Annotated in this window: 13 protein-coding genes; 10 read left to right on the top strand and 3 right to left on the bottom strand. The window is 50.6% G+C overall.

Annotated elements, in window-relative coordinates:
* Positions 1–150: 150 nt before the first annotated feature.
* The 5 genes from ACXAGR_RS18165 (at position 151) to nadK (ending at position 5,465) form a co-directional block, all read left to right on the top strand.
* Positions 151–1,446: a GntP family permease gene (locus ACXAGR_RS18165; RefSeq protein ID WP_474845483.1), complete on the top strand. Its 1,296-nt coding sequence runs from the start codon at positions 151–153 to the stop codon at positions 1,444–1,446.
* Positions 1,447–1,466: 20 nt separating this feature from the next.
* Entirely contained in the window at positions 1,467–2,693 is a 1,227-nt protein-coding gene (locus ACXAGR_RS18160; RefSeq protein WP_474851760.1) for an E22 family MetX-like putative esterase, read from the top strand.
* A gap of 52 nt (positions 2,694–2,745) precedes the next feature.
* Positions 2,746–3,744 carry an extracellular catalytic domain type 2 short-chain-length polyhydroxyalkanoate depolymerase gene (locus tag ACXAGR_RS18155; RefSeq protein WP_474851759.1) on the top strand — a complete coding sequence of 333 codons (999 nt, stop codon included), beginning with the start codon at positions 2,746–2,748 and terminating at the stop codon, positions 3,742–3,744.
* Positions 3,745–3,753: 9 nt separating this feature from the next.
* Complete coding sequence (locus tag ACXAGR_RS18150) at positions 3,754–4,518, top strand: 3-hydroxybutyrate dehydrogenase (protein ID WP_474851758.1); 765 nt, start codon at positions 3,754–3,756, stop codon at positions 4,516–4,518.
* A 71-nt stretch (positions 4,519–4,589) separates the two neighbouring features.
* Positions 4,590–5,465 (top strand): NAD(+) kinase, encoded by an 876-nt coding sequence (gene nadK / locus ACXAGR_RS18145; protein ID WP_119500923.1) that lies wholly within the window; start codon positions 4,590–4,592, stop codon positions 5,463–5,465.
* A gap of 22 nt (positions 5,466–5,487) precedes the next feature.
* Here nadK and ACXAGR_RS18140 read toward each other — a convergent pair whose 3' ends face one another.
* Complete coding sequence (locus tag ACXAGR_RS18140) at positions 5,488–6,138, bottom strand: sulfotransferase family 2 domain-containing protein (protein ID WP_474851756.1); 651 nt, start codon at positions 6,136–6,138, stop codon at positions 5,488–5,490.
* 111 nt (positions 6,139–6,249) lie between these two features.
* Positions 6,250–7,107, bottom strand: a complete 858-nt coding sequence (locus tag ACXAGR_RS18135; RefSeq protein ID WP_474851754.1) for an alpha/beta fold hydrolase — start codon at positions 7,105–7,107, stop codon at positions 6,250–6,252.
* Between the two features lie 146 nt (positions 7,108–7,253).
* On the opposite strand from ACXAGR_RS18135, the gene ACXAGR_RS18130 reads away from it, so the two are divergent.
* The 4 genes from ACXAGR_RS18130 to ACXAGR_RS18115 all read left to right on the top strand — a co-directional run bounded on the left by ACXAGR_RS18130 (position 7,254) and on the right by ACXAGR_RS18115 (position 10,730).
* Positions 7,254–7,700, top strand: a complete 447-nt coding sequence (locus tag ACXAGR_RS18130) for a DUF3859 domain-containing protein (RefSeq protein WP_474851752.1) — start codon at positions 7,254–7,256, stop codon at positions 7,698–7,700.
* Between the two features lie 301 nt (positions 7,701–8,001).
* Positions 8,002–8,982 (top strand): sialidase family protein, encoded by a 981-nt coding sequence (locus tag ACXAGR_RS18125; RefSeq protein WP_474851750.1) that lies wholly within the window; start codon positions 8,002–8,004, stop codon positions 8,980–8,982.
* Positions 8,983–9,059: 77 nt separating this feature from the next.
* Positions 9,060–9,968: a hypothetical protein gene (locus ACXAGR_RS18120; RefSeq protein ID WP_474851748.1), complete on the top strand. Its 909-nt coding sequence runs from the start codon at positions 9,060–9,062 to the stop codon at positions 9,966–9,968.
* 60 nt (positions 9,969–10,028) lie between these two features.
* Entirely contained in the window at positions 10,029–10,730 is a 702-nt protein-coding gene (locus ACXAGR_RS18115) for an SOS response-associated peptidase family protein (protein WP_474851746.1), read from the top strand.
* Positions 10,731–10,746: 16 nt separating this feature from the next.
* Here the strand turns inward: ACXAGR_RS18115 and ACXAGR_RS18110 are convergent, their stop codons facing one another.
* Positions 10,747–12,003: a YbiU family protein gene (locus ACXAGR_RS18110; protein WP_474851744.1), complete on the bottom strand. Its 1,257-nt coding sequence runs from the start codon at positions 12,001–12,003 to the stop codon at positions 10,747–10,749.
* A 156-nt stretch (positions 12,004–12,159) separates the two neighbouring features.
* On the opposite strand from ACXAGR_RS18110, the gene ACXAGR_RS18105 reads away from it, so the two are divergent.
* Positions 12,160–13,266: an ROK family transcriptional regulator gene (locus ACXAGR_RS18105; protein WP_474851742.1), complete on the top strand. Its 1,107-nt coding sequence runs from the start codon at positions 12,160–12,162 to the stop codon at positions 13,264–13,266.
* Positions 13,267–13,287: the final 21 nt, after the last annotated feature.

Raw genomic sequence — 13,287 nt, 5'->3', positions numbered from 1 at the left:
CTGAAGCTGCGGTCTGAGGTAAACTCTATGTTAATTTTTTGTAGCAGTAAGTAGTACCATCGTACTATGGGCATCTTACTGATTTAACGACACAATCTTTTTCAGTTCCTGAAGCGTCTGCGGTCACAGATTGTTATTAAGGAACCCGATATGATCAGTATGATTGGCCTTACAGGCGGGCTTGCCCTCCTTATTGTGCTTACCATCCGCGGCATGAATTTATTTATTGCTGCTCCGCTTTGCGCCGTTATTGTTGCGCTTACCAGCGGTATTCCTCTTTTTCAGGGCGAAGAGAATTTTGTCACCTTGTACATGGGTGGCTTTTCCGGCTTCATTGCGGCCTGGTTTTTTATGTTTTTGCTGGGGGCTATTTTCGGTAAATTCATGGAAGATACCGGTGCGGCAGACTCCGTGGCCCGCTGGATAGTCGATAAGCTGGGTTTTAAACACGCCGTGCTGGCTGTGGTGCTTGCCTGCGCCATTTTAACCTACGGTGGTGTAAGTCTGTTTGTCGTGGCATTCTCGGTTTACCCCATGGCGCTCAGCCTGTTTAAAGACGCCAATCTGCCCCGCCGTTTTATCCCAGCTACACTGGCGTTCGGCTCTGTCACCTTCACCATGACATCAGCAGGCTCACCTGAAATCCAGAACTGGATCCCGATAAAATATCTGGGAACATCTCCCTTTGCAGCATGGGAAGTCAGCTTGCTGGTTGCTGTTTTTATGGCCACATTCGGTTACTGGTGGCTGAAGCGCATGATTAGCCGCGCCATCGCTAACGGCGAAAAGTTTGAAAGCCGCACCGGCGATCCTGAAATTGAAGCCAGAGATTACCCCAGTCCGCTGACCGGCATACTGCCCCTGTTTGTCGTACTGGCATTATCCTTTTTACTCCATGACAGCATGGCGCAACTGGCATTAATCGTTGCACTGGCAGGCGGCGTACTGACGCTGATGATCATCAATTTCCGCTACTTTCATAATTTATCCGCCGCCATTAACGATGGCACAACCGGTGCTCTGGTCGCCATTGGCAACACCGCCGCCGTGGTGGGTTTCGGTGCCATCGCCAAACACACAGAGGCTTTTCAGCAAACCGTTGAAATTATGACGCATATTCCCGGCAATGAACTGATTGGCGCAGCGATTGCGGTCAGTGTCATCGCCGGACTCACCGGCTCAGCGTCCGGCGGCCAGGCCATTGTTTTACCGCTGGTTGCACCGCATTATATTGACCAGGGCGTGCAGCCCGAACAATTGCATCGCATCGTGTCTATTTCATCCGGCGCGCTGGATTCATTGCCGCATAATGGTTACGTTGTTACCACCATCCGTGCTATTTGTCGCGAAACCCACAAAGCCGCATACGGTGCCATGGCCGCACTGACAGTGGTAGTGCCGGTTATTGGCTTAGCTATTGCCATTACGCTGTTCAGTCTGTTTTAAGGAAAATGATGACTACATTTATGACTAATTTTCGTAGCATACTGGTAAGGTTAATTGTCTTATACGCGGTAGCCGTCCAACCGGCCTGTGCCGCCACACCGCCCAACCAGTCAGGTACAGCCATGTTGATGACAGAAAAGCAGGTTTTCACCACTACTCAGTTTGAAACTTACGGCGGAGAAATTATTCCTGAAGTGAAAGTTGGCTGGGAAAGTTACGGCAAACTCAACGACGCCAAAGATAACGTCATACTTATCACGCATTATTTTTCAGGAAACTCTCACGCCGCAGGGCGGTATCACGAAGATGATGCTGAACCCGGATACTGGGATGCCATTATCGGCCCCGGCAAGGCCATAGACACCAATAAGTTCTTTGTGATCAGTGTGGATTCTCTGGTAAACCTGTCCGCTTACGACCCGAATGTGGTAACCACAGGCCCGGCCACCATTAATCCGGAAACCGGTAAGCCTTATGGTTTGTCGTTTCCGGTGGTGACCATCCGCGACTTTGTGAACGTACAGAAACTCGTACTGGAAAGCCTTGGCATTTCATCGCTGCATGCCGTTGCCGGTCCTTCTATGGGCTCCATGCAGGCACAGGAATGGGCCGCGACATACCCGGACTGGGTGCCCCGTATGGTTGCCGTGATCCCTGCGGCTCAGGCTGACGCCTGGACCACAGCCGCGCTGGAACAGTGGGCTTTGCCAATCCGGCTGGATAAACACTGGAATAACGGTGATTATACCCGTGATAATCCGCCAAAAGATGGTCTGGTCGCAGCACTCATGAGTATTACTCTGCAGGCGCTGCATCCGGATTTTTTCAATCAGCAAGGCAAAGCGATGGACTATACCCCACAGGAAAAAGACCCGCTTGAGGATATTCATGCCACCCATTCAATCATTAACTGGCTCAGAAGCCGGGCAGAAGACCGTGCTGATTTAATGGATGCCAACCACCTGCTTTACCTGGTACGCGCTAATCAATTGTTCGTTGCCGGCTACCGGGGCTCCTTGCAAGAGGGGCTGAAGAACGTTAAGGCGAAAACGCTGTATTTACCCGCTGAAACCGATCTTCTACTGATGCCATACATGGCTGAAGCTCCCCATAGTATTTTGAAATCACAAGGCAAGAATACGCAACTCAGTTACCTGAAAGGCGCATTGGGGCATCTTGAAGGAGTGGCAGACATCAAACAAAAAGAACAACTGCTACGACGGTTTTTAAACGACGAAACTGAATGATGCACCCGGTTCCTCATTCAAACATTCACGATTCAAAACGGAAACACGATTTATGCACGGATTGAAAAACAACGCCACCGCCGCCCTGCTCTCAGCATTTTTTAGCGCCGGCGCAATGGCACAGGTGCCGGCGCTTAACCTCGATACTGCTCACATCACAGTGTCAGGCTTGTCTTCCGGCGGTTACATGGCCAATCAGTTTCACCTGGCTTACAGCGACTGGATTGACGGAGCGGGTATTCTGGCGGCAGGCCCTTATTACTGCGCAAAAGGTGATATCAGCACAGCGCTGAGTCAATGTGTTGATAAAACTGAACCAGCCATTGATGTTAATGCACTCACCGGAAAAGTAAGAACGCTGGTGCAGGAGGGAAAACTGGCGCCTTTGTCAGCACTGCAAAACGATAAGGTCTGGTTATTTCACGGCACCCGCGACGTACGGGTGAACAGCGCCGTCAGTGACGCACTGAACGCCCAGTATGCGGCTTTGATGCCGGCTGAACAGATTACTTACGTTAACAATAAACCGGTTGCCCATTTATTCCCTACAAAGAACAACGGCGGACAATGCATGTCGTCTGACTCACCCTATATCGGCCGCTGTGACTATGATGCCGCAGGTGAAATGCTCAACTTTCTGCTGGACGGTTTACAACCCGCCAGCGACGAGCTGAGTGGTGAGGTGGTGAGTTTCAGTCAGCAGACACTCGCCGGCGATAATGCCTCTACCATGGCAGAAACCGGCTATGCTTATATTCCTGCCAGTTGCCGTGAAGGTGAACAATGCCGGGTGCATGTCAGTTTTCATGGTTGTAATCAGTACGCAGAAGCAGTGGGCAAAGCTTACGTAGAGCAAACCGGCTTGAATAACTGGGCCGACAGTAACAATATGGTGGTGGTGTACCCGCAAACCCGCAAATCGCTTTTCATGCCTTTAAATCCTCAGGGCTGCTGGGACTGGTGGGGTTACACCGGAGAAGATTACGCCACACGCAGCGGAGAGCAGATTAATGCCGTCCGCGATATCGTTCTTGGATTATCATCAAATTAAGGTTCTATCATGGCTTTGAATATATTTATCACTGGCGGTGCCAGTGGCATCGGGTATGGCATTGCTGAATCACTGGCAAATGACGGGCATCATCTACTCATTGCAGATATTAATCTTGATGCCGCTGAGTCTGCGGCTCAGCAATTAAAGGACGCCGGCTTCAGCGCGCAGGCCGTTGAAGTTAACGTATGCGATGCTGAGCAGGTCGCAGCCCTTCCCGGCAAACTGGGAGATGTGAAGGTAGATGTACTTATCAACAACGCCGGCATCCAGCATGTGTCTAAAATTGAGGATTTTCCGGCCGAAAAATGGCAACAGCTTATCAATATTATGCTGGTTGGCCCTGCCCTGCTTACTCAGGCATTTTTACCGGGTATGCGTGCTGATGATTTTGGCCGCATTATCAATGTGGGCTCAATACACTCGCTGGTTGCCTCTCCCTTTAAATCGGCTTACGTCTCAGCAAAGCACGGTTTACTTGGCTTCGCGAAAACCATTGCGCTTGAAACCGGCGACTGCAATGTCACCATCAATACCATTTGTCCTTCTTATGTAAAAACCCCGCTGGTAGACAAACAGATTGCTGCCCAGGCTAAGGAAAACGGGATCAGCGAAGAAGAAGTGGTAAATGAAATTATGCTCAAGCCTATGCCTAAGAAAGCGTTTATTTCAATGGACGAACTGGGTGCGACGGCGAAATTTCTCATCAGCGAAGGCGCCCGCAATATCACCGGTCAGACCATGGTACTTGATGGCGGCTGGGTGGCACGCTAACCCTTTCTTTTTTATCAAACTCTGTGCTAATGTCCGAAAAAATGTAGCAGCATGCGGGCATTAGCCAGATTATGACTTATCAAACCGTTGGCCTGATTGGTAAACCTGACCATACCGGCACTCAGGACAGTCTCAAACAAATAGCGACCTGGCTCGATAAGCGTGGTTGCCGCGTACTTATCGAAGAATCCATCATTGATGAGATGGATAATGACAAATACCCTGCCGCTAATTTAGTCACCATCGGAAAAGAAGCCGACCTTGCCGTGGTTATCGGTGGGGACGGCAGTATGCTGGGCGCAGCGCGTGTCCTTTCCCGTTTTGATATTCATGTGGTCGGCGTAAACCGTGGAAACCTGGGTTTTTTAACCGATATCCACCCGGACCAGATTGAAGAGCAACTGGATATTATTTTTTCCGGTGAAACCGTGGTTGAAGAGCGCTTCCTGCTGGAAGTGTGTGTGTATCGCCACGAAAAACTGAAAAGCAACAATGCCGCGATGAACGAAGTGGTATTGCACCACGGCAAAGTAGCTCACATGATGGAGTTTGAGATTTATATCGACGGCCAGTTTGTGTTCAGTCAGCGCTCAGACGGGTTAATTGTTGCCACACCTACCGGCTCCACGGCTTATTCTTTATCCGCCGGCGGCCCTATCATTGTACCCCACCTGGATGCATTAACTCTGGTGCCCATGTTCCCCCACACCCTCAGCAGCCGTCCGATCGTGGTGGACTCAAAAAGCACAATTTCAATGCGGGTATCAAAAGTAAACAGTGACAGCCTGCAGGTGAGCTGTGACAGTCACATCGTATTGCCAGTTCTGCCCGGGGATGAGATCCGCGTGCATAAAAGTCAGGATACCCTGCGCCTTGTGCACCCTAAAGGCTACAGCTATTTCAATGTATTGCGGAATAAACTGAGCTGGGGCAGCAAGCTTTACTGATCCTCCCGGGCATTATGCCCGGTTAAAACTCATACCCCAGCATCTGAATATCCCGGGCGAAATGGTTAGCCACCTTTTCAGCCAGGTCATCATCGTAATAAGCGCGGTAGCGTTTTCTGTCATCCGCTTTACGCTTGTGGGGCAGATTGATTTTTTTCAGGCCGATATGCTCACAGATGTTATCGAAATCCCCTTGCAGGTTTTCGTATTTGCCGACTTTATTTACCAGTACATTGCCGTGCAAATCCACCAGATAGTCAGACTGTAATTGCAGCGAAGTATCGATGTGATACTGATAAGGCCGTGCCGGATCGAACTTGAAACGCATGAAGTCTTTAAAGTTGTCATGCCCTTCCAGCACCTGAGGGCGTTCCCGCTTGATGTGATAAAAAGAGCTGACCTGCAAATCCCAGGGATTGCGCACGAAGGCAAATTTATACAGATTACTAAAATAATCCGCCGGCAACATTTCACTGGCTGCCACAATGCGGCTGTGGCGGGGAAAACGGCATCCCAGTTTATGCCCGGTGAACTGGCTTAGCTTGTTCACCACAAACTGGGGCAGACCGTATTTAACATCCCAACGGTGAGAGGATAAGGCTTTTCTTACACTGGTACCGCCGGTTTTGGCGATATGTACAAACAAAAACTGATGCTTATGGGATAACAACAAAACAGCGTCCTTACTCTTTTTCTTATACGGCTCAGAATACGGTTGTCAGATGACAGAAAAAAGCCACTTTATGCATATTTACTGCAAATTACACGAAAATTGTACTAGGGGCTAACGGGCCAGCAAAGAGGTAAACACCTGAAAAGCAGGCGTATCAGGATGTAGCCAGTCGAAATGTCCGGCGCGTTCCACTACAACAAAAGTGGCCTCAGGTATGGGATTCTGTTCAATGGTCACCGTAATATCCTGCTCACCGGCAAGGATCCAAAGCGGTGTATCGTAACTGTGATTAACAGGATTTGCCTCAGCCCAGGCCTGCGGATCGTCCTCCCGGCGGCTTTCCATGAATGAATTAACAGCTTGCTGACAACTGTTTGCACCCTGTGAGTAAGCCAAAATGTCCGTAACGGGCGCAAGCCCGGTGATACGCGCAACAGGTAATGTGACTTGCTGACTGGCCAGCAATGCAAGGTGACCGCCTGAAGAGTGTCCGGCCAGCGTAACGCTGGTTTCGTCAAACCGGAACTCGTTCTGCTGATAAATATAATTGATGCTTTGCACGACATCTTCCAGCGTACCCGGCCAGCCGCCGCCCTCATCCCCGTTGCGACGAAAACCCGGCACCCACACAGCAAAACCGTCTTCCTGAAGCGCTGAGGCAAGAGGATAGAGTTGTTCCGGTCCGTACTGATTTGACCAGCAGCCGCCGTGGATCATAACCACCAGCGGCGGTGATACAACGTCTGCGGGCATCCACAAATAGCCTGTTTGCAATGGCTCTTCGCCATAAGCCATATTTACATCAGGGGATGTGGCATTCAGAGCCAGCACCTGACGGTAACTGACATTTTCTGTCACTGTTGTGTCAGGCACACTATCAGCCGGCACTGGCCGGCTGGTGCTGTCTCCCGAACCACCACACCCTGTCAGTAATAAAACACACACCGCCACAATGCCTGTCATTTTCATACTGCTAACCACCTGTCAGACTCTGTTTACTGCATTTATCACAGTATAGTTGATCGCCACCAGCATTCTACAGGGTTCAAACAGACTGTGAGACCGGCACGGGATTTGATACCATTCCTGCGATTTTACCCCAGCCGGATAAGACCATGGCCAGACCTGAACCCGTTATAGAAATGCTGACTTTTGGTATCCATTCAAAATGGGATGCTGCAGACAAAGCGTTGCCTAAGATAAAGACGTTTACCCTTGATATCCCCCTTGAACTGGATATTGAATTCGGCTTCATTGTGAATATCAAGCGGGCGAAAAATCAAAAGGTCCGGTACTGTATTTATCACCCCGACATACCGGGTAAAGACGGAGAGCCCATGGCGCCCTTCGACGGTGAGGAATATGTACGCTCAAACGACTGGGACTTTTATTTAGGGGATACTCTCTGGGAGCCCCTTGACGATAAAGCCGGTGACTGGCGTATGACACTGGAACTAAACGGCAGCATTATTGCCGACAAAACCTTCACTGTAGAACATGAACTCCCATACGAAGGCGCTCAATTCTGGCAACGCCGCAAACCTAAACTGAAGCGCTGGTAACCGGCCCGGGGTGTTAATATCTGCCATGTTTCAATCCCCATTCTCAGCTTCCCTCTTTGCATTCCGCCAGACGGCTTTTCGTTAAGTAGATCTGCGTATTCTGTTTGCGTTACTTGTCCTCACTTATCCGTTCAGTGCGTTTTCAGAAGAATCCGCTGAGCCCTCGGCGCCGTTTACCGTCAATCCGACGCTATTTACAAAGCACGGCGACACTTTCCCTGCACTTAAATCGCCGGATGGCGTACAGCACTTTACCGTATTTAAAGGTGTTGAAACTCAGGCGGGCTACAACCACGGCGCTGTGCTCACCGGCTTTAAAGGCCAACTTTTCTGCCAGTGGCAAACGTCGGGAAAAGATGAAGACGGACCCGGCACCCATGTCATTTACAGTGTCAGTGAGGACGGAGAACACTGGAATAAGTCCCGTATGCTTGCACCGGCCAGGGAGCACGCCATTGTTACCAGCGGCGGTTGGTGGATGCAGGGTGATACTTTAATTGCGTTTATTAATGTATGGCCAGACGATGCACCACAAAAGCAGGGGCATACTGAATATGCCACTAGTTCAGATGGCATAAACTGGAGTGCATTTAAACCGGTTACCGGTGCCGGCGGACGCCCGGTACAAGGTATTATTGAGCAGGATTTGAAAGCCTTGCCGTCAGGCCGCATTCTTACGGCTTTTCACATGCAACCGGGTTTGCATGCGACACCTTATTACACTGAAGACCCCTCAGCCACGTCAGGATGGACAGCGGGCAGTTTCACCCATTTACCCCACAAAGACACCATCAGCAGGGAGCTTGAACCGTCATCCTTTGTTGATGCAGACAACAACATTGTTATGACGTTTCGCGATCAGGCCGGCAGCTTTCGTGTGCTGGCATCGGCGAGTAAAGATAACGGTGACACCTGGTCTTTGCCTGCGGTTACCAATATGCCTGATTCACGGGCCAAACAGAGCGCCGGTAATTTACCCGATGGCACCGCCTATCTGGTAAATAACCCCTCCGGCACAAAAGACCGGCTGCCGCTGGTTGTCACACTCAGCCGTGACGGCAAACACTTTGATCATGCCCTGCTCGCCAGAGATGAATCTACGTTGCCGCCGATGAAATTCGCCGGAAAATATAAACGCACCGGTTACAGCTATCCGAAGAGTATTGTCTGGCGTGATGCACTCTGGATTAGCTATGCCGTCAACAAAGAAGATATAGCCGTCACCAGAATACCGGTGAGTAGTTTGCGCGTTCAGGATAGCCTCGAAACAAACCCTGACTAATGCTATGCTACCGGTGGCATTTTTTTATGTATCGATAAAGCGGGTACAGAACCGAATCGTTTTAACAGGTGAAATGAGTGACTCAGCAAGCAAATAAACAAAAAAACGTCTGGTTAAGTCAGCACGAAGCGACCGTCAGCAACTACAAAGACTATGGTGTTTCCCCCGTTGTTCTGCCATCAGAAGCGGAAGTGGGTAAAGCCATGCTGGAAGAATTACTGAAAACAGCAGAAGGCAAAGACGGCGATATTAACATTGCCCTGCTTGGCGGGCGTGGCGCTCAGGCATTTCACCGTTTGCTGGGAGAAAAAGCAAAAAGCGGCGAACTGGATGATGTACTTGCGCGGCTGAACGTATTCACACAGGATGCACTGGCCCCCATGAGCATGCAAAACAGCCTGAGTTTTGTGCGGGATTTCGAGCGTATTCTTGGCGATGCATTCTTTGCCAAAATCAAAAGCTTCACCCCCATGCAAACGGATCTTGAAGATGTACAGGCAGGTCTGAAAGATTACTTACAAAAACTTGAACGCCTTGGTGGTCTGGACATTTTCTTTATCGGTCACGGTCCGGAAGACAATGCGGCGTCTCACCTGGCTTATATCAAGCCTTTCTCCGGCGCAAAAGCCTCACACATGGCAGGCCTCATTCCCATTTCTGCCAGTATTCTTGAGCACCACATCAGTAAATTTAAAGCCGGTGGCAGCGCAATCAGCCCGCAGGACGAAGCAGAATGCCGCGCAGCAGGGATGATTTTAACCCTCGGACCGGCCGCTATTCTGGGCGCGAAAAAACTGGTTCAGTCAGTGGTGGATGCCAGCACCGCACCGGCCAAAAAGGTGACCTATGCAAAGGTGCTGAACACATCCGTCAGCAAAGACGAAACCACCGCACAGGCACAGCTTGATGAGAATCCCGGTTTATGGTTCCGCCTGCACCCGAATAAAGTGTCTTTCGTGTTGCCGGATGTCACAGACGGCAAATAACTGTGTTATCGCCACGATTGTCCTGTACTGTGTAATGATTATTCTCAGAAAGGCATTGCTATGTGCGGATTCATTCAGCGGGTGACAGATTGCCCCGCCGTCATTGACCTGCTAGAAGAAGTTGGCTTAACCACCACACTGCCCTTGTTTAAGGAAGAAAGCGGCGGGGTACTGAATTTCTATCCCGCTTTTGGTAAAAATCCGGCCCGTAAAATCACCAATCTGATAACAGCGCCTGACAACGTCATTGATGCGACCTGGTGGTTTGATGCCAGACCAGAGGGCGACGGACTGGTTATTGGTGACCGTACTACTTTCAATGCGCGCAATCTCGACAGTCCTTTCTGGAAACATGCGGTACGCTCTCAAAGAGGTATTGTTGTTGCCACCGCAGTTGGCGAGTCCAATCCGCGGGGAAAAGGCAAAGTGCATTACCTGATGGAAGCGCAGGACGCCATGTTAATCGGTGCGGTGTACAGGCAGTTCGACAACGGCACGGCTGCCTGTGCGGTGATCACCAGACCACCCCATCCTCGTTTCAGCCAGTTTCACGAAAAATCCATTCCGTGCTTTTTGCCCCACAACCGCAACGCTGTGAACGCCTGGTTAAATGGCGGACCTGATGATCCTGTTGTTAATGCCATTCTGGACGACCCCAAACTATACACCGGCCTCACCGTCAGTGAGGTGAAAACCTTTAAAGGCGGTGAGAAAACCGGTGACTCCTGCTTTCTGGTACCGTCCGGTGAGGATATCGTATGAGCCGGCACTGTCCGGTTTATTCACCAAATGCTTTTTTGTCTGCGTCAGATAAGTCTGACCATTTTACTCTGTTGTCCCAGCTTTCTTCGTAATGCTCTTCCGGGAAATCATCCGGCGATCTGCCTGCTTTAAAATCTCCGGCACAACGCTGTGCATATAAACGGTTTTTATCACAACCCGGCGCAGCAGGAATATACATTACATTCCCCCACCCCTGCTGGTTTTCAACCGGTTCTACGCCGTGGATCACATCGCAATGCCACCACACCGAATCTCCCGGCGACATATCGGGGATGGTTGCCTTCGCCCGCAACAGCAAGCTGTGCCATTTCTCATCCACCGGCAACACCTTACGGGGCGACACACCACATAAGCTGTCTTCCGGCACATCGTCCAGCAACGGGCGAATAAGCAAATACGCCATCGCAGCCGGCACGGGAATGGTAAACAGCACGCCCTGGTCCCGTTTAATGTCACTTAATGCCGTCCAGCCCTGAAACGTTCTGAACGCCGAACATTTCGTTGTTCCGCCTTCATACTCATTCACGAGCGGTCGCCAGGCAGCATCCCAGGGGTCGTACTTATCAAAGTCGCCGTCCAGAATATGACGGAACACCTTCTGATACGCAGGTAATAACCACCTTTCCAGCGCGCCGGAATCGGTGTGGGGCCCCAGACCGCCGGATGTCACGCCGGGCGGGCGGCGTCTCACTCGATCGGGGTAAATATAATTACATGCAGGATCAAACCATTTCCTGCCTTCCGATTCCGTTTTCCAGAATGAATTTAAAAATACCTGTACATCCTGCATGCGACTGCTGAGCCGCGCTTCCATCTGAGGTTTAGACCAGTAGATGGGAAATATTTCAGGACGGGACGCCGACAAGGTCCCGAAAAAGTCATCTCCCGGACCCCGGTACTGATTATCAAAATCGTTAGATTCCACATAATCCACCAGCTCTTTGTCCCACTTAACAGCCTGTTCACGGGGAAAGTGCCTCCTTACCACCAGACATCCCCGTTGTTTTACAAGGGCCATCACATCCGCGGAGACCGTACCGGCGGCAATATCTTCGTAGTTTGCTTCGGGCCAGCCTGTGTTGCCATTTTGCATATCCTGTTCAATAGCTCGAATGTCTCTTTCCAGACCCGCGACAATATTGTCCAGCAAAGCAGGCACATCGCCAATGCGCGCCCGCCATAGTTGTTTAGTGTCTTTAATGGCTTTTTCGATATCGTCGGGCAGATACGATTTAGACGTCGGTTCGCTCACAGTACTTCCCTCTCATTTTATAGATCATTAACCTCACAATTAAATAAGTAAGGTTTCCTAACTTGTTAAATTATACTAGTCTGGGCACCGCATTGAGTAAAGACATTTTTTCATTTCGTTAACAAAGCAGATTTAAGAGAAAGGAAACAGCACACGATGTCAGCCAAGCCTGATCACCGGCCCGGCAGCCTGGCCATGCGCACAGACCAGCAGTTCTTTCAGTGTCTGGAGAAAGCGCAGCGTTTGTCCCGTGCAGCCATAGCCAAAATGACCGGGATCTCCAAACCCACGGTGTCAGAATCTGCACAAAGGCTGACTGATAAAGGCTTGATTAAAACCGCATCTGAAATGGATAACGTGTCATCGAAGCGTCCGTCGGTCATTTATGAAGTAAACCCGGATTTCGGGGCCCTGCTCTCCCTCGCACTGGAAGAAAATGCCACCTGGATACGGATTACGGATTTTACCGGAAATACACTTTCTGAAGAGTATCTGACTTATTCCAAAGGGCGTTTGCAGGCAGATTTCGTGCAGGATATGTTCACCCTCACAGACAAAACCCTGGCGGCAACAAACGCACCGCTGCTCGCCACCGGCGTGTCGGTGGCCGATCCTGTCAGTCCGGTTACCGGCAATGTGCTGGCCCTGCCTCACTCTCCTTTTCCGCTGGCACACGGCCTTCAGTTTGCACAGCTGCTTGGCGATCGTTACCAGTGCCCCGTGACCGTCGATAACGATGTAAACTGGGCCACACTCATGGAATATGTGAATTCCGGCTGTAAGAATTTTGCTTATATCCATCTTGGCAGAGGCATAGGCTGCGGCCTTATGCTCAACGGTAATATTGTACGTGGTGCTGACGGTATGGCCGGTGAAATTGGTTATGTCAGGCTGGGCGCTGCGCCGCCGTTGCTTGAATCTCTGTATACTGAACACTTTTATGAAATGGCGCTGACATCCGGCAACGCTTTGCCCGCTGATTTGCTGAATGCCACCGGTAAGGTGGTGGCTGCCACCTGCGTACTGACCAACCCGGAAAAGGTGGTGCTCGGCGGTCAGCTTTGTCACCATCCGGCACTGCAAGCCTGTATTGAAGATGCACTGGCCAGTAATATTGCCGGTACAGCTATTTCTGTTACGTCAGAGCCGGAAAAAGCACCGTTATACGGCGCATCTGCCGGTGCCAGAGAACTTGCGCTGGAGATACTGGCTTTACTGGATCCCACCGCCCCTGTACTGCGCGGTTACACCCGGAACGTTTAATTTCATCTCACCTTGCACATG

The organism is Alteromonas sp. ABH4_457 (genome assembly GCF_056160625.1).
The sequence above is the reverse complement of the archived record's forward strand: the minus strand, read 5'-3'. Positions and strand labels throughout refer to the sequence as shown.